The organism is Blastomonas sp. SL216 (assembly GCA_026625625.1).
GTDB lineage: Bacteria > Pseudomonadota > Alphaproteobacteria > Sphingomonadales > Sphingomonadaceae > Blastomonas.
In genome coordinates this window covers 1,030,605-1,047,771 of record CP113055.1, presented here as the reverse complement: position 1 = coordinate 1,047,771, position 17,167 = coordinate 1,030,605, and the positions used below count along the sequence as shown (strand labels likewise).

At 65.1% G+C, this 17,167-nt stretch carries 16 protein-coding genes; 9 read left to right on the top strand and 7 right to left on the bottom strand.

Annotated elements, in window-relative coordinates; translation table 11 throughout:
• Nucleotides 1-18: 18 nt before the first annotated feature.
• Nucleotides 19-639 (top strand): class I SAM-dependent methyltransferase, encoded by a 621-nt coding sequence (locus tag OU999_04990; protein ID WAC24547.1) that lies wholly within the window; start codon nt 19-21, stop codon nt 637-639.
• A 14-nt stretch (nt 640-653) separates the two neighbouring features.
• Here OU999_04990 and OU999_04985 read toward each other — a convergent pair whose 3' ends face one another.
• The 5 genes from OU999_04985 to murI all read right to left on the bottom strand — a co-directional run bounded on the left by OU999_04985 (nt 654) and on the right by murI (nt 6,775).
• Nucleotides 654-2,219 carry a cisplatin damage response ATP-dependent DNA ligase gene (locus tag OU999_04985; protein ID WAC24546.1) on the bottom strand — a complete coding sequence of 522 codons (1,566 nt, stop codon included), beginning with the start codon at nt 2,217-2,219 and terminating at the stop codon, nt 654-656.
• Nucleotides 2,219-3,223, bottom strand: coding sequence for a ligase-associated DNA damage response exonuclease (locus OU999_04980; GenBank protein WAC24545.1), 1,005 nt, complete (start codon nt 3,221-3,223; stop codon nt 2,219-2,221). The genes OU999_04985 and OU999_04980 overlap by 1 nt, the downstream gene beginning before the upstream one ends.
• 31 nt (nt 3,224-3,254) lie before the next feature.
• Entirely contained in the window at nt 3,255-4,505 is a 1,251-nt protein-coding gene (locus OU999_04975) for a YceI family protein (protein WAC24544.1), read from the bottom strand.
• A 4-nt stretch (nt 4,506-4,509) separates the two neighbouring features.
• On the bottom strand, nt 4,510-5,724 hold the full coding sequence (hemA, locus tag OU999_04970; protein WAC24543.1) for a 5-aminolevulinate synthase: 1,215 nt from the start codon (nt 5,722-5,724) through the stop codon (nt 4,510-4,512).
• A 229-nt stretch (nt 5,725-5,953) separates the two neighbouring features.
• Nucleotides 5,954-6,775 (bottom strand): glutamate racemase, encoded by an 822-nt coding sequence (gene murI, locus OU999_04965; GenBank protein WAC24542.1) that lies wholly within the window; start codon nt 6,773-6,775, stop codon nt 5,954-5,956.
• 112 nt (nt 6,776-6,887) lie between these two features.
• Here murI and plsY point away from each other — a divergent pair, with 112 nt between their 5' ends.
• The 4 genes from plsY to fsa all read left to right on the top strand — a co-directional run bounded on the left by plsY (nt 6,888) and on the right by fsa (nt 12,092).
• Nucleotides 6,888-7,502, top strand: a complete 615-nt coding sequence (gene plsY, locus OU999_04960) for a glycerol-3-phosphate 1-O-acyltransferase PlsY (GenBank protein ID WAC25353.1) — start codon at nt 6,888-6,890, stop codon at nt 7,500-7,502.
• 9 nt (nt 7,503-7,511) lie between these two features.
• On the top strand, nt 7,512-8,621 hold the full coding sequence (dprA, locus tag OU999_04955) for a DNA-processing protein DprA (protein WAC24541.1): 1,110 nt from the start codon (nt 7,512-7,514) through the stop codon (nt 8,619-8,621).
• Between the two features lie 90 nt (nt 8,622-8,711).
• A complete protein-coding gene (gene topA / locus OU999_04950; protein WAC24540.1) occupies nt 8,712-11,318 on the top strand; it encodes a type I DNA topoisomerase in 2,607 nt (868 codons plus the stop codon).
• A gap of 120 nt (nt 11,319-11,438) precedes the next feature.
• A complete protein-coding gene (gene fsa / locus OU999_04945; protein ID WAC24539.1) occupies nt 11,439-12,092 on the top strand; it encodes a fructose-6-phosphate aldolase in 654 nt (217 codons plus the stop codon).
• 113 nt (nt 12,093-12,205) lie between these two features.
• Here the strand turns inward: fsa and OU999_04940 are convergent, their stop codons facing one another.
• Nucleotides 12,206-13,360, bottom strand: a complete 1,155-nt coding sequence (locus OU999_04940; protein WAC25352.1) for a penicillin-binding protein activator — start codon at nt 13,358-13,360, stop codon at nt 12,206-12,208.
• A gap of 63 nt (nt 13,361-13,423) precedes the next feature.
• Between OU999_04940 and rsmI the strand changes: the two genes are divergently transcribed.
• The 4 genes from rsmI to OU999_04920 are packed head-to-tail and all read left to right on the top strand — an operon-like array spanning nt 13,424 to nt 16,235.
• A complete protein-coding gene (rsmI, locus tag OU999_04935) occupies nt 13,424-14,275 on the top strand; it encodes a 16S rRNA (cytidine(1402)-2'-O)-methyltransferase (protein ID WAC24538.1) in 852 nt (283 codons plus the stop codon).
• On the top strand, nt 14,268-14,630 hold the full coding sequence (locus OU999_04930) for a YraN family protein (protein WAC24537.1): 363 nt from the start codon (nt 14,268-14,270) through the stop codon (nt 14,628-14,630). The genes rsmI and OU999_04930 overlap by 8 nt, the downstream gene beginning before the upstream one ends.
• Before the next feature lie 40 nt (nt 14,631-14,670).
• A complete protein-coding gene (gene gshB, locus OU999_04925; GenBank protein WAC24536.1) occupies nt 14,671-15,621 on the top strand; it encodes a glutathione synthase in 951 nt (316 codons plus the stop codon).
• The gene (locus OU999_04920) at nt 15,618-16,235 is read left to right on the top strand and encodes a DedA family protein (GenBank protein WAC24535.1); all 618 of its coding nucleotides are present in this window, start codon (nt 15,618-15,620) and stop codon (nt 16,233-16,235) included. Before gshB ends, OU999_04920 begins: the two co-directional genes overlap by 4 nt.
• Before the next feature lie 5 nt (nt 16,236-16,240).
• On the opposite strand, the gene OU999_04915 is transcribed toward OU999_04920, so the two are convergent.
• Nucleotides 16,241-17,155 (bottom strand): tyrosine recombinase XerC, encoded by a 915-nt coding sequence (locus OU999_04915; GenBank protein ID WAC24534.1) that lies wholly within the window; start codon nt 17,153-17,155, stop codon nt 16,241-16,243.
• Between the last annotated feature and the right edge of the window lie 12 nt (nt 17,156-17,167).

The window sequence follows — 17,167 nt, the reverse complement described above, 5'->3', positions numbered from 1 at the left end:
CCAAGCCACGCCGAGGCGATGGATGCCATTTACCGCACGCAGCGGCACATTTATGACCTGACGCGCAAATACTATCTGCTGGGCCGCGATCGGTTGATTGCGGACCTCGCACCGCCACCGGGCGGCACGGTGCTCGAGCCGGGCTGCGGCACCGCGCGCAACCTGATCGTCGCCGCCAGGCGCTATCCGCACGCGCGCTTCTTCGGCTTCGACATTTCCGAAGCGATGCTGGAAGCAGCGCGCGAATCGGTACGCAAGGCAGGGCTGCAGCAGCGGATTTTCCTGACGCGGGGTGATGCGACCGCGTTCAGTGCGCAGCATCTGTTCGGGCTGAGCGGGTTCGACCGCGTGTTCTGTTCGTACACGCTGTCGATGATACCCGGCTGGGAACGGGCGATTGCAGCATCGGCCGCATCGCTGGCACCGGGCGGGCGCGTGCACTTTGTCGATTTCGGCAGACAGGACGATCTGCCGCGCTGGTTTGCCAGGGGTTTGTACGCATGGCTCGACCGGTTCCAGGTCACCCCGCGGCAGGATCTGGAGCTGGTGGCCAGAAACGTGGCGGCTGCTGCGGGCCTGCGGGTCGATCACCGCCCGCTTTATCGCGGCTATGCGCAATACTCGGTGATCGGCGGGTAACGCGCTGCTTTGCCTTAAGTGATGAATGCCTTGAGCGCGGCCACCGTATCTGCCTCTGCCGCTGGCTTGTCCCGCCGCAGCCGGGCGATTCGTGGAAAGCGCATGGCGATGCCCGATTTGTGCCGCTTCGATTCATGGATCGAATCGAATGCGACTTCGAGCACCAGCGACTTTTCCACCTCGCGCACCGGTCCGAAACGGTTGAGCGTGTTCTGCCGCACGAACCGGTCGAGCCATTTGAGTTCGCTGTCGGAAAAGCCCGAATAGGCCTTACCCACCGGAACCAGTTCGCCGTCGTCGTTCCAGCAGCCGAAGGTGTAATCGCTGTAGAAGCTGGAGCGCTTGCCGCTGCCCCGCTGGGCATACATCATCACGCAGTCGGCGGTCAGCGGATCGCGCTTCCATTTGTACCACAGCCCCACGCGGCGCCCCGGCACGTAGAGGCTGTCGCGCCGCTTGAGCATCACGCCCTCGATCGCGGCATCGCGCGCGCCATCGCGGATGCGGCCCAGCTCTGCGAAATCGGCCGCCTCGATGATCTGCGACAGATCGAACCGATCGGCGGGCAGCGCCGCCATGCGCTGTTCCAGGCGCGCGCGCCGCAGCGTCCAGGGCTGGGCGCGCAAATCCTCGCGCCCGTCGATCAGCAGGTCGTAGAGGCGCACAAAGGCTGGCGCTTCGGCGAGCATCTTGGCCGAGACCGTCTTGCGGCCCAATCGCTGCTGCAGCGCGTTGAAGCTCGCCGCCTCGCCCATCTGGGCATCACCCCGGACCAGAAGCTCGCCGTCGAACACACCCTCGATCGGAATGCTCTGGGCAATATCGGGAAACGCTGCGGTAATGTCGTCGCCGCCCCGGCTGAACAGCTTCACCTGCTCGCCGATCCGCACGATCTGGATGCGGATGCCGTCCCATTTCCACTCGGCGACATAATCGGCGAGGTCGACCGTGCCATCCTCGAGCGGATGCGCGAGCATGAAGGGGCGGAAATAAGGCGTTCCTTCGGGATCGGGACGCGGCCCGCCTTCGCCCCAGGCGAACAGGCTGACATAAGGCGGGGCGAGCGCGTGCCACACCTCTTCGACCGCATCGACATCCAGCCCGAACCCTTGCGCAAAGGCAGTCTTGGCGAGCCGGGCGGAAATGCCGACGCGCATCGCACCGGTGGCAAGCTTGATCAGCGCATAGCGGCCATCGCTGTCGAGCCGGTCCATGTATTCGGCGAGCAGCGCGGGCGCGCGGGCGCGGCTGACACTGGCAAAGCTGTCGACTGCATCGGCGAGGCGCAGGTCATTGGTCGGCGCGGCCGTCTCGGGCCAGATCAGCGCAACCGTCTCGGCGGTGTCGCCAACAAAATCGCGGCTGAGGCGAAAAAGCTCGGGATCGACCCGCTCCATCGCCATCGCGCGGACTGCCGATGCCTTGACCGCCGAGAAATCCGCTTCGCCAGTAAGCGCGGCCAGCGCCCAGCCGCGATCGGGATCAGGCGTCGCGCGCAGATAGTCCGCAATCAGCGCCACCTTGGCGTTGCGCGACCGGGTGTACCCCAGCTGGGTGACGAGCGCGGCAAAGGCCCGCATCAGGCGTCATCCTCGTCTTCGCGCCCGACCAGGGCCAGTGCGCGCGCCTTGATCTGATGCAGCTCGCACCAGCGCAGCAACGCCTCTTCGCGTCCATGCGTCACCCAGACCTCGCGCGGGGCGACGTCGCGGATCGTCTGCGTGAGTTCGTCCCAGTCGGCATGGTCGGATATGATCAGCGGCAGTTCCACACCGCGCTGGCGGGCACGGGCGCGCACCCGCATCCAACCAGAGGCCATGGCGGTTACCGGATCGGGCAGACGCCTGCTCCAGCGATCGGCCAGCGCCGAGGGAGGCGCCAGGATGACGCGGCCCATCAGCTCGCTCTTGTCGGTGCCTGCCACCGGGCGCAATTCGCCCAGATCGACGCCATGGTCCGCATAAAGCGCGCACATCTTTTCCAGCGCGCCGTGCAGATAGATGGGGTCGTCAAAACCCGCGTCGCGCAGTTCGGCAATCACGCGCTGCGCCTTGCCCAGCGCATAGGCGCCCACCAGCACGCAGCCCTGCGGGTTTGCTGAAAGCATCGCCAGCAGCTTGGCGATCTCCTCCGGCGTCGGAGGATGGCGGAAGACCGGCAGCCCGAAGGTCGCCTCGGTGATGAAGATGTCGCAAGGCACCAGTTCGAACGGGGCGCAGCTCGGGTCAGGGCGGCGCTTGAAGTCGCCGGTGACGACGACGGTTTCCCCCTGATATTCAAGCCGGATTTGCGCCGAGCCGAGCACATGCCCGGCGGGGTGGAAGGATAGCCGGACCCCGTTCAGGTCGACCGCTTCGCCATAGCCCACTGCATTTTCGCCCGCGTAACGGCCATAGCGCAGATTGATGATGTCGAGCGTCTCGGGCGTTGCCCAGACCGCTTCATGTCCCCCACGCGCGTGATCGGCATGGCCATGCGTGATCAGCGCGCGCGGTACCGGGCGCGACGGATCGATCCAGGCATCGGCAGGCCGCACATAGATTCCATGGGGAAAGGGTTCGATCCAGTGCGCAGCAGCATTCATGGGGGCGATATGGAGTCGCCCCTTGGCAGGTTCAATTGCGCGCGGTCGCCCGGAAGTCGAAACTGATCGCCACCGGCCCTGCGATCTCCGCCGTGCTGGCATAATCGCCCTGACCGACGCCAAAGCTGGTTCGGTCGATGCTGGCATTGCCCCTGGCGCGGGCCTTGTCTCCATCGATGTCGAGCGTGAAGCTGAGCGGCACCGGCTTGGCAACGCCGCGCAGCGTCAAGGTGCCATCGGCACGGTAGCGGTTGCCGCCTTCAGCACGAAACCGCGTGGCGCGATAGGTGGCCCGCGCAAAGCGCCCGGTGTCGAAGAAATCGCTGCCGGTCAGCGTGCCATCGCGCTGTCCGTCGCCGGTATCGACCGACGCGAGATCGATGCTGACTTCGATCGTCGATGCGTCGAGCGCTTCGGGAGCAAAGGCGATGTCGGCGGTCCAGCGCGTGAAGCTGCCTTCGACCGGCTCGCCGTTCCAGCGTGCGGTAAAGCCAAGTCTGCCGCCCTTGCTCACGGCCCAGTCGCGCGGCTGGGCGGCTTCGTCCGTGGCCTCGGCGGTCTCATTGGGCTTGGCGGCTTCCTCGCTTGGTTCCGGTGTAGTGCTGGCAGGGGCGGGGGCGGAAAGTTGCTCGGCGGGCACGGCTGCCGCCTTGGCGGGTGGCGTTGCGCCCTTGGGATCGACCACCTTGGCAAGTACCAGCCCGGCCAGCATGATTGCGGCAGCGGTCAGCAGCGCGCCAATCGCCTTGCCCTTTCCACCCGGCAGCATCCGCGACAGGATGGGCGTGCCCAGCAGATACTGGTGCCGCAATGCGCCCGCGACATGAAGGACGAGCAGTGCAATCGCCACATTGGGCATGAAATGGTGTAGGAATTCGGCAGGCTCGCCCCAGCTTGCCGGCACCGGCAGGTGCGGCCAGGGCACGATCCCGAACAGCAGCGTCTCGACCTTGATCTTCGATGTCGAAACGATGATCCAGCCGGTCACGGGCGCGGCGATCATGAAAAAGTAGAAGCCGAAATGTACGAGGCTAGACAGCGTCATCGCCCATTTGGGGCCTGGGACGGCGGCAGGGCGCGGTGCGATGTAGCGCCACGCCAGCCGCAACAGGCTGAGCAGCAGGATGGTGATGCCAACCGATTTGTGCAGCTGGTAGCGCGCGAACAGATCCGGCCCACGCGGGCCTTCCAGCGATTCTGCAAAGACGATCTGGAAGACGAGCGCCGAGGCTATCAGCCAATGGAGAACGATCGAACCCAGGCTGTAGCGTTGTGGTGTCATGATGTCAGGCTGCTTTGCGAAGCTCCAGCCTGTCCCAGATTTCCACCAGCGCCGCCGTCAGATCGCGCATCATGGCTTCATCATGGGCCGGACCAGGTGTGAAACGCAGCCGTTCAGTGCCGCGCGGCACGGTGGGGAAGTTGATCGGCTGCACGTATACGCCATATTCGGCCAGAAGCATATCACTGATCCGCTTGGCCTTGACCGGGTCGCCGACCATCAGCGGAACGATGTGCGTGGTGGTGTTCATCACCGGCAGACCGGCTTCGGCAAACAGCTGCTTGAGCTTGGCCGCAGCGGCCTGTTGCCCGTCGCGTTCTTCGGCCGACTGCTTGAGATGCCGCACGCTGGCGAGCGCGCCCGCGACCAGTACCGGCGACAGCGAGGTGGTGAAGATGAAGCCGGGCGCATAGCTGCGGATCACGTCGATGATCTTCTGATCGGCCGCAATATAGCCGCCCATAACGCCAAAGGCCTTGCCCAGCGTGCCTTCGACGATCGTCAGCCGATGCGAGGCTTCATCGCGTTCGGAAATGCCGCCGCCATGCGTACCGTACATGCCGACCGCATGGACTTCGTCGAGATAGGTCAGCGCGTTATACTTGTCCGCCAGATCGCAGATGGCGTGGATCGGCGCGACATCGCCATCCATCGAATAGACGCTTTCGAACGCGATCAGCTTGGGCACGTTCGGGTCTTCGGCCGCGAGCAGCTCTTCCAGATGCTCGACATCATTGTGGCGGAAGACGCGCTTGTCGCAGCCCGAATTGCGGATGCCCGCGATCATCGAGGCATGGTTGAGCTCGTCGGAAAAGATGATGCAGCCGGGCAGGATGCGCGCCAGCGTGGAGAGCGTCGCATCGTTCGAGACATAGCCCGAGGTGAACAGCAGAGCGCTGTCCTTGCCGTGCAGATCGGCCAGCTCATGCTCCAGCTCGACATGGTAATGGGTATTGCCGCCAATGTTGCGCGTGCCGCCCGAGCCTGCGCCGACATTGTGCAGCGCCTCTTCCATGGCGGAGATCACCTTGGGGTGCTGGCCCATCGCAAGATAGTCGTTGGAGCACCAGACGGTGATCGGCTTGGGGCCGTTATGTCCATGAAAACACCGCGCATTGGGGTAGGCACCCTTGTTGCGCAGAATGTCGATAAAGACCCGGTAGCGGCCTTCGGCGTGCAGCCGATCAATCGCCGCTTCGAAAATCTGGTCGTAGTTCACGCAGCCACCCTGGTCCTGACATATGATGTTGCAAGCCGTTGCGCCCCACCTCTTCCGCGACCATCTGCGTGCGCATCTGCTGCCGTCTTAATAGCAACTAAATCCCGCATTTCCAGCGATAACGGCTCGCAAGTGATGGGACAAAACGTCCTATAGCCGATGCGGGTTAAGCATTCGTCCTGGCGTGCGGCCAATGGAAATTCGGCATCAGATTGATCGCGCCTGTCGATCAAAGGCTTTCGAACGACGTAAAACCCCGCGCGCGCAATGCAGCCAGATAGGGGGTGATACCATCTGCCGGGCCGGTTGCTACAAAGCGCAGGCCATTGCCGACAAAAGCCTGATCGCGGGTCAGCCAGGCGATGCGCCGGGCGATACCATCGGCGCCGTGCACGAACGTCACGGGGCGGCCAAAGGCATGGGCAAGCTCTTCCTGCACCAGCGGAAAATGCGTGCAGGCGAGCACCACGGTATCGATGGCGACGGCGCGTTCCTGGCTGGTCAGCCCGGCGACGGCCCGGTCGAAGATCGCCGGATCGGGCTGTTCGCCGCGCAGCTTCATCTCGGCTGCGCGCACCAGTTCGGGCGCGCCATAGCGGATGATCGTCGCATCGCTGGCAAATTCGCGTGCCAGATTGGTGACATAGGGCTGGCGCACCGTTGCTTCGGTGCCGAGCACGCCAATCGCGCGGCTCTGCGAGATTTCCGATGCGGGTTTGATCGCCGGTACGGTGCCCACGACCGGCAGATCGAGCGCCGCGCGCACCTGGGGCAGGGCGATGGTCGATGCGGTGTTGCAGGCGATGGTGATCAACCGCGGCCGATAGCGCTCGACCAGCCGCCCGAGCAGCGCGGGCACCCGTGCGCCGATCTCCGCCTCGGTCTTTTCGCCATAAGGCAGGCCGGCAAAATCGGCGGCATAGACAATGGGGGCATCGGGCAGCAGCTTGCGCGCCGCATCGAGCACGGTCAGCCCGCCGACCCCGGAATCGAAGAACAGTAGCGGGGCATGAGGGTCGGTTCCGCTGGCAGGCGACAGGCTTTGCGTCATGCCGCACGCTTAGCACCGCCGGGGCGGCGATCAACCATGCTTGCCAAAAACGCTGCCCGGCCTATCACGCGTTCCTATCTGCGATACGCACTCGGACGGGAATGGAGCGATGATGAACGATCTGGCCGGAATCGCCGTGGCGACCTTGGGCGGCCTGTTGCTGATGGGCTATCTGTTGGGATCGATCCCGTTCGGCATCATCCTGACGCGGCTGGCAGGCGCGGGCGATCTGCGCAGCATCGGATCGGGCAATATCGGCGCCACCAACGTGCTGCGGACGGGCCGCAAGGGGCTGGCGGCGGCGACATTGCTGTTCGATCTGGGCAAGGGGGCGCTGGCGATCGTCATCGCCGAGGCGGTTGCGCCAGGCAGCGGCCCGCTGGCAGGCTTTGGCGCGTTCCTGGGGCATTTATATCCGATCTGGCTCAAGTTCAACGGCGGCAAGGGCGTTGCGACCTTGCTTGGCATCGCGATTGCGCTCTACTGGCCGCTGGGTGTGGTGTTCGCGCTGGTATGGCTTGGCGTGGCCTTCGCCTTCCGCTTCTCGTCGCTGGGCGGCATCATGGCGGCGGCGGCGATGCCGGTGGCGGCATGGTGGTTTGGCATGGAGCAGGCTCTGTGGGTGTTCGTCGCGACATTGGTGCTGGTGCTGTGGAAGCATCGTGGCAACATCCAGCGCCTGATGGCGGGGACCGAACCCAAGATCGGCAAATCCGCTACCGCCTGAGGATCGCCCATGCTGGGGCCTGAGCATCTGGCGCGCATCCGACTTTTGCGGAGCGAGCGGATCGGCCCGATCAGCTTTGCCCAGTTGCTCACCCGTTTTGGCAGCGCCAGTGCCGCACTCGAGGCTTTGCCCGACCTTGTCCGGCGGGCAGGGGGGCGGTCCCTGCGCGTTGCCACGCTCGACCAGGCAGAACAGGAGGCGCGCCGGGTGGAGGCTGCAGGCGCGCGATACCTGTTTGCCGACGATCCCGATTATCCCGCGCTGCTGCCCCATATCGACAACGCGCCGCCAGTGCTGACCGTGCGCGGCGACACCGCGCTGATGCAGCGCCCGGCCATCGCCATGGTCGGCGCGCGCAATGCCTCTGCCGCCGCCTGCCGCTTTGCCCGTCAGATCGCGGGCGAGCTGGCCGAGGCGGGAATTCTCGTCGTGTCCGGCCTGGCGCGAGGCATCGATACCGCCGCGCATGAAGGCGCGCTGCGGATCGCGGGCAAGGCGCAGGCGAGCACCGCTGGCGTGATCGCATCGGGCATCGATATCAGCTATCCGCCCGAAAACCGCGACATGCAGCGGGAAATGGGCGAGCGGGCGCTGGTCATCGCCGAACAGCCGCCGGGGACCGAGCCGCTGGCCCGCCACTTCCCCTATCGCAACCGCATCATTGCCGGGATCGCGCTGGGCACGCTGGTGGTGGAGGCCGCGCCGAAATCTGGCTCGCTGATCACCGCACGGCTGGCGGCAGAGGCCGGGCGCGACGTCATGGCGATCCCCGGCTCCCCGCTCGATTCGCGCTCGCGCGGCTGCAACGAACTGATCCGCGGCGGGGCGACGTTGGTGCAGGGCGTGGATGATGTGCTCGAACTGATCGCGCCCTTTGCCGGCGAACGGCCACGCCACGTTGCCGCCCCGCAACAGCGTTATGCTCCCCAACCGAGCCGCGTTCCCGACGATGCAGCGCGCACCGTGCTGGTCGGTCTGCTCGGCCGTTCGCCAATCGGTACTGACGAACTGGTGCGTCAATCGGGGCTGGACAGCGGGGCGGTGCAAATGATCCTGCTCGACCTCGAACTGGCGGGAATGATCGAGCGTCACGCAGCGGGAAGGGTGTCGCTGGTATGAGCGTTAACCCATCACTGGACGGCCTTGACGAATGCCGATAGTGCGCCCCAGCTTATACGCACACGCGAGAGCTTCTGGGAAATCCATATAATGCAGCTGGTTATCGTCGAATCGCCCGCCAAGGCCAAGACCATCGAAAAGTATCTCGGGTCCGACTACCGGGTGCTGGCCAGCTATGGCCATATCCGCGACCTGGCGCCCAAGGACGGCTCGGTCGATCCGGACAATGATTTCGACATGGTCTGGGAAGCCTATGGCGACAAGACGCGCCAGCTCAAGGCGATCACCGACGAGGCGAAAAAGGCCGACCGCCTGATCCTTGCGACCGACCCTGACCGCGAGGGCGAGGCGATCAGCTGGCACGTGCTGGAGGTGCTGACCAAGCGCAAGGTGCTGCCCAAGGCGGTCGAACGCGTGACCTTCAACGCGATCACCAAAAAGGCGGTGACCGAGGCGATGGCAGCCCCCCGCGAGCTCGATACCGATCTGATCGATGCCTATCGCGCCCGCCGCGCGCTCGATTATCTGGTGGGCTTCACGCTGTCGCCGGTGCTGTGGCGCAAGCTTCCCGGCGCGAAATCGGCTGGCCGCGTGCAGTCGGTGGCGCTGCGCCTGATCGTCGAGCGCGAGCGCGAGATCGAGGCGTTTACCGCGCAGGAATACTGGTCGGTCAGCGCCCAGATGGAGCAGGACGGCCAGCCTTTCACCGCGCGGCTGGTGCGGCTCGAGGGCGAAAAGCTCGACAAGCTTTCGCTTGGAAATGCCGGCGCCGCCGAGGCCGCCAAGGCCAAGGTCGTGGCGGGACATTTCACCGTCGAGACGGTCGAGACCAAGCCGCTCAAGCGCAACCCTCCGCCGCCGTTCACCACCTCGACGCTGCAGCAGGAAGCCGCCCGCAAGCTGGGCTTTTCCGCAAGTCACACGATGCGCATCGCCCAGTCGCTCTACGAAGACGGTGCGATCACCTATATGCGTACCGATGGTGTCCAGATGGATCCGGGCGCCATTCAGGAGGCGCGCAAGGCGATTTCGGAGCGCTATTCGGGCCATTATCTGCCCGAGACTCCGCGCCAGTACCAGACCAAGGCCAAGAACGCCCAGGAAGCGCATGAGGCGATCCGTCCCACCGATTTCAGCCGCGATCGCGCCGGGTCGGGCGACCATGGCCGGCTGTACGATCTGATCTTCAAGCGCGCGCTGGCCAGCCAGATGGCGACCGCGCTGCTCGAACGCACGACGGTCGAACTGGTCGACGGTACCGGGCGCACCGCGCTGCGCGCCAACGGTCAGGTGGTGAAGTTCCCGGGCTTTCTCGCGTTGTACGAGGAAGGGCTCGATGATGCCGATAGCGAAGATGGCGGCCTGCTGCCGCTGATGTCGAAGGGCGACAGTCCGGCGAAGAAATCGGTCGATGCGGTCCAGCATTTCACCCAGCCACCGCCGCGCTTTTCCGAAGCATCGCTGGTTAAGCGGCTGGAGGAGCTCGGCATCGGGCGGCCTTCGACCTATGCCTCGATCATTCAGGTGCTCAAGGATCGCGCCTATGTGAAGGTCGAGAAAAATCGTTTCTTTGCAGAAGAATCGGGTCGGTTGCTGACAGGCTTTCTTGAACGCTTCTTTGAACGCTATGTCGCTTATGACTTTACCGCGGGGCTGGAAGAAGAGCTCGACGATGTGAGCGGCGGGCGCGCGGAATGGCGCGCTGTGCTCGAGGCGTTCTGGCGCGATTTCAAGCCCAAGACCGCCGAGGTGATGGAGCAGAAGCCGTCCGAGATCACCGCCGAGCTCGACAAGTTTCTTGAACCGTATCTCTTCCCGAAAAAGGCCGATGGCGGCGATCCGCGCCTCTGCCCGAAATGCGGGGAAGGGCGGCTGGCGCTGCGCGGAGGCAAGTTTGGTGCGTTCGTCGCCTGTTCGAACTATCCCGAATGCAGGTTCACCCGGCGCTTTGCCCAGGGGGGCGGCGAGGGCGACCAGGGCGATAACGGCCCCGAGGAGCTGGGTACCGATCCTGTAACCGGCGAGGCGGTGAGCAAGCGCAGCGGGCGTTTCGGCCCCTATGTGCAGCTGGGCGATGGCAAGGAAGCCAAGCGCGCGTCGATCCCCAAGGACGTTCCGGGCGAGGATTTCGGCCTCGAATGGGCGCTGAAGCTGCTGTCGCTGCCACGCGAGATTGGTGAGCATCCCGAGACCGGTAAGCCGATCACCGCGAGCATTGGCCGCTATGGCCCGTATCTGGCGCATGACGGCAAATATGCCCGGCTTTCCGGCACCATGGAGGTGTTCGAGACGGGAATGAACGCGGCGGTCGTCAAGCTCGCCGAAGCGGCTGCCGGTGGCGGACGTGCACGGCGCGGCACGCCCGAACCGCTCAAGATACTGGGCAAGAACCCGGCCACCGATACCGATGTGAAGGTCATGGATGGCCGCTATGGCGCCTATGTCACCGATGGCAGCGTCAATGCGACCATCCCCAAGGACAAGAACAAGGACGAGCTGACGCTGGACGAGGCGCTGCTGCTGATCGCCGAACGCGCCGCCAAGGCACCGGCCAAGAAGGGCAAAAAGGCTCCGGCGAAAAAGGCAGCGCCCAAAAAGACGGCTGCAGAGAAGAAGCCCGCCGCGAAAAAGGCTCCGGCCAAGAAACCGGCAGCGAAGAAGGCACCGGCGAAGAAGGCCGCGAAGACCGAGGGCTGAGGGGAACATCTCCCTTCCCGCCAGCGGGATCGGAGATGCTCACCCGATTTCCGTTAACGCTGGCACCCCCACGCGCTATAGGCGGCTCCAAGAATCGCACCCCATGCGCAGGAGCCCAGCATGAAGTTTTTTGTCGACACCGCAGACACCGCTGAAATCGCCGACCTTGCCGCGACCGGCCTGCTCGACGGGGTGACCACCAACCCGTCGCTGATCGCCAAGTCGGGCCGGGACTTCCTGGAAGTGACGAAGGAAATCTGTGCGCTGGTCGAAGGTCCGGTCTCGGCCGAGGTCGTCGCGCTCGACCATGAAACGATGATGAAAGAGGCGGAGATCCTGCGCAAGATCGCCGACAATGTCGCGATCAAGGTGCCGCTGACGCTCGATGGCCTCAAGACCTGCAAGAAGCTGACCGACGACGGCACGATGGTCAACGTGACGCTGTGCTTCTCCGCCAACCAGGCGCTGCTCGCCGCCAAGGCCGGCGCGACCTTCATCTCGCCGTTCGTGGGCCGTCATGACGACAACGGCTTTGACGGCATGGCGCTGATCGAGGACATCCGCCTGATCTACGACAACTATGCCTTCGACACCGAAATCCTCGTCGCCTCGATCCGCCACCCGATCCACGTGCTCGAATCCGCCCGCATCGGCGCTGACGTCGCCACCATGCCGCCCAGCGTGATCCGCGGCCTGTTCAAGCATGTGCTGACCGACAAGGGGATTGAGGGCTTCATGGCCGATTGGGCCAAGACGGGGCAGTCGATCGGCTGACCAAGCCGTCGCCTTGAAGATACCTCAAAAGAAAGCGCCGCCTCGATATGTTCGAGGCGGCGCTTTCTTTTTTCTACAGGCCGCAGACGCAAGAAGAAGCGTCTGCTCAGCTCTCAATCCGCAAAGCTCTTCGGCGCGGGAGAGGCGATTGTCAGCACGCCTGCGCCCACCTGTTGCACTTCGAGCAGCCGCTGCGCCACGCCATTGCCGCCGAAGCGGAAGGCTCCGTCGAGGCCGATAAAGCCGCCGGGATCGCGCAGGCGGTCCATCGGGAAGGGGGTGCCGGGCTTCCAGTCGCGGGCGATGCGGGTGGTTAGCAGCACGCTGTCATAGCCCAGGGTCGAGAGGCGGAACGGGTCGGTGCCGAACTGCGCGCGGTATTTGGCGGCATACTGGCGGTACAAGCCGTCTGAAACGCTGGCGAACCATGCGCCGCGCATCGCGGCCGAGGCGGACAGGGTGCGTTCGGTGTTCCACAATTCGGTGCCCAGGATGCGGGCGTCGGTGCCGCCATTGGCGCGGATCAGCGGCACGATGCGGATCGCGGCTGCGCCGCTATCGGCGATCAGGATGGCCTCATAGGCGCTGTCGCCCTGCATCTTCTTGAGCGCAGCGGTAATCGCTGCATTGCCCGCGCCATAGCTCTGCATCGACACGACGGTGCCGCCTGCGGCCTTGACCGAGGCCAGCATGGCGGATGAGGCGCGCTGGCCATAGGTGCCGGCGGGGACGAGCGCGGCGAAGCGGGTGATGCCCTGGGCACGGGCATGGCGCACCACGCGGTCGACCGACTGCGCGGGCACATAGCCCATCACGAACACATTGTTGCCGGCGATGCCGACATCGTTGGAATAGCTGATGATCGGCACGCGCGCGGCGTTGGCAGCAGCGGCGATGGCGACAACATCATCGCCGAACAGCGGGCCCAGGATCAGGCGGTTGCCATCGGCAATGGCGCGCTGCGCAGCGACCTGCGCACCCTTGGCGGTGTCATAGCTGGTGATGCGGATATTGCTGGCCTTGGTGTCCATCAGCGCCAGCGTCGTGGCATTGGCGATCGACTGGCCGACAGCGGCATCCTTGCCCGAGAGCGGCAGCAGCAGGGCGATGCGGTGGCGTGTCTCGTCGCTGGGCAGCACGCCGGTGATGGCACCGTCATCGGGGCGGGTGACGGGCTGGTCCGGCTGCTGGCTGGGCGTGCTGGGGGGTGCGGTCTTGGGAACCATCGTCTGGCACGCAGCCAGGAACATGGTGCCCAGCACCAGCATGAGGATGGCCTGCCATTTCCGGTATAGGTGTTTCACTGCTTGTCGCTCCCGCCCTGCCGGTCCATGAACATCCGCGTGATTCATGATCCCGAACCCGGCCTGTATATCGTCGCGACACCAATCGGCAACCTTGGTGATCTGTCCGCGCGCGCCCGGAAGGTGCTGGAACAGGCTGACCTGATCGCCTGCGAGGACAGCCGGGTGACCGGCGGCCTGCTGCATCACCTGGGCTTCAAGCGGCCCCTGATGCGCTATGACGACCACGCCCGGCCTGCGGACCGCGAGCGGCTGATTTCCGCAGCATTACAAGGGCCTGTCGCTCTGGTCAGCGATGCGGGCACGCCGCTGATATCCGATCCGGGCTATAAGCTGGTGCGCGAGGCCCGCGCAGCAGGCGTGGCCATCCATTCGGTGCCTGGTCCCTCTGCGGTGATCGTCGCGCTGACGCTTGCCGGATTGCCGACCGACAGATTTTACTTTCACGGCTTCCTGCCCAACAAGGCGGGCGCGCGCGACAAGGAGATTGCCGCGCTCGCCGCGATCCCCGCCACGCTGGTATTCTATGAAAGCGCCAAGCGCCTCGCCGCCTGCCTTGCGGCGCTGCACGCCGGCCTTGGCAACCGTGAAGCTGCGGTGGTGCGCGAGATCAGCAAGAAATTCGAGGAAACCCGCACGGGCACGCTGGCCGAGCTGGCCGAAAGCTATGCCGATGCCGCGCCCAAGGGGGAGATCGTGATCGTCGTCGGGCCGCCGCTGGAGGACGATGGCGAGGCAGATGAAGATGCTGTCGAGGCGGCGCTGAAAGAAGCGCTCGCCACCATGCCGCCCGGCAAGGCTGCGGGCGAGGTCGCGCGACGCTTCGGGCTCGATCGCAAGGCGCTCTATGCCCGGATCATGGCGGAGCGCGATGCCTGAGGCACGGCGCAGGCGGGCTGAAGCTGCGGGTCGGCGCGCCGAGACATTGGCGGCCTGGTGGCTACGGCTCAAGGGGTGGCGCATCCTGGCCTCGCGCGTCCGCACGCCCTTTGGCGAGGTGGACCTGGTGGCCCGGCGCAGGCGCATCGTCGCCTTTGTCGAGGTCAAACACCGGCAGAGCGTGCGCGAACTCGATGAAGCCATCGATCACCATCGGCTGCGGCGGGTGGCCGCTGCGGCGGAAGCGCTGATGCCCCGGTTCGTGCGCGACGGGCAGGATGCACGCATCGACGTGATCCTGCTTGCGCCGGGCCGCTTGCCGCGCCATCTGACGCACGTCTGGCAGGGCGACTGACCGCGCTGCCCCCATTCTGGTTCAAACAAAGGCTTTCCCCATGAAAATCGCGGTGCAGATGGACCCGATGCCCGGCATCAACATCAAGGGCGACAGCAGCTTCGCATTGATGCTCGCTGCCCAGGCACGCGGCTACACGCTCTATCACTATGACGTCGCGACACTCACTTACGAGGCGGGGCAGGTGACGGCGCATGCGCATCCGGTGACGGTGCGCAACCTGCCCGGCGACCATTTCAGCTTTGGCGATCCGGTGCGGCTGGACCTTGGCGAAGATGTCGATGTCGTCCTGATGCGCCAGGACCCGCCCTTTGATGTCGGCTATATCACCGCGACGCATATTCTCGAGCGCCTCAAGGGGCGGACGTTGGTGGTCAATGACCCCGCATCGGTGCGCAATGCGCCGGAAAAGGTCTATGTGCTCGATTTCGAACGCTTCATGCCACCGACCTTGGTGACCCGCTCGCTCGACGAGGTGAAGCGCTTCCAGGCACGGCACGGCGCGATCGTGGTCAAGCCGTTGCACGGCAATGGCGGCAAGGCGGTGTTCCTGATCGGCGAGGATGGGGCGAACCTCTCCGCCCTGGTCGAGCTGTTCGGCCAGATCTGGCGTGAACCGTTCATGGTCCAGCCGTTTCTTCCCGAAGTCGCGCAAGGCGACAAGCGCATCGTTCTGGTCGACGGCAAGGTCGCAGGGGCGATCAACCGCAAGCCGGGCGAGGGCGAGTTCCGCTCCAACCTGGCAGTCGGCGGCTATGCCGAATCCGCAACGTTGACCGACCGCGAGCAGGAAATCTGCGACGCCATGGGGCCCGAGCTCAAGGAACGCGGCCTGCTGTTCGTGGGTATCGATGTCATCGGCGGCCAATGGCTGACCGAGATCAACGTGACCTCACCCACCGGGATCGTCGCGATCAGCGCGTTCAACAACAGCGATGTCGCAGGGATGATCTGGGACGCGATCGAGGCGCGCCTGGAGAACAAGGCATGAGTGATTTCATCATCGATCTGGTGGCGCGCGGCGGATATTGGGGCGTCGCCTTTCTGATGGCGCTGGAAAATGTCTTTCCGCCGATCCCGTCCGAGGTGATCATGGGGCTCGCCGGGATCGAGGCGGGCAAGGGCAACATGAACCTGTGGGGGGTGATCGTTGCCGGAACCATCGGATCGGTTGCTGGCAACTATTTCTGGTACGCTATCGGCCGTGCCTTCGGGCTGAAGCGGCTGGACCATTTCGTTGCGCGCTGGGGCCGCTGGTTCACGCTCGACCGGCACGAGATCGACCGGTTCACCATGCTGTTCCACCGTTATGGCGGCGCGACGATGTTCTTCGCGCGCATGGTCCCGACGGTGCGGACGCTGATCTCATTGCCTGCCGGCATTTTCGAGATGAGCCGCACCAAGTTCCTGATCTGGACCTTTGCCGGTGCAGGCGTGTGGAACGTCGTGTTCGCAGGGATCGGTTTTCAGCTCGGCGCGCGGTTCGAGGAGATCGACAAATATACCGGACCCGCCTCGACCGCAGTGATCGGCATCATCGTGCTGGTCTACATCATCCGGGTGATCTTCTGGCGGCCGCATCCTGAGCCTGTTCAGCAGGACTGAGCCGTTCAGGCGCGCGGATGCGCATTCTCGTACACGTCGAGCAGATGCGCCGCGTCGACCTGGGTATAGATCTGGGTTGACGAGAGGCTCGCATGGCCGAGCAGTTCCTGCAGCGACCGCAGATCCGCCCCACCCGCCAGCAGGTGCGTGGCGAAGCTGTGGCGCAAGGCGTGCGGTGTCGCATCCTCGGGCAGGCCGAGCAGGCGGCGCGCGTTCATCATCGCGCGGCGGACCAGCGCAGGCGATAAAGGTCCGCCGCGCGTACCCCTGAACAACGGTTTATCGCGGTCGAGCGGGAAGGGCACCAGCGCGGCATAATGCGTGAGCGCCTCGCGAAGCTGTGGCAGCACCGGCACCACGCGCGGCTTGCCGCCCTTGCCGATGATGCGCAGCGTTTCACCCACCGGCAGCACATCGCCGGTCAGCCCGGTGGCTTCGCTGATGCGCAGGCCCGCGCCATAGAGCAGCAGCAGCACCGCCCAGTCGCGCGCCTGCACCCAGACCGGGCCGTTGCGTCCAGCGATCGCATCGCCCAGTGCCATGATGTCATCGGGCGCGATGGGCCGGGGCAGGCTGCGCTTGAGCCGGGGGCCCTTCAGCCTTGGCGGCGCGGCGTCGTTGCCCGACTGGCTCGCGGCAAATCCCAGAAACGCGCGGATCGCCGACAGCTCGCGCGCGGCACTGCGATTGGCCAGTCCGTCGCCGCGCCGGGCGGCAAGATAGGCGCGAAGGTCCGCCTGGCTGGCCCTGGACAGACGCGCCGCATTGGCCTGCTCGCCCCAGTGTTCGGCCAGAAACTCGGTCAGCCGCTCTGCCGTGGCGATATAGGCGCGCACCGTATGCAAGGATCGGCGGCGGTTGTCGGCAAGGTGCGCGCGCCACAGGCCAATCAGCGATGCGGCAGTGTGCACCTGGGTCATGCCCGTCAGGGT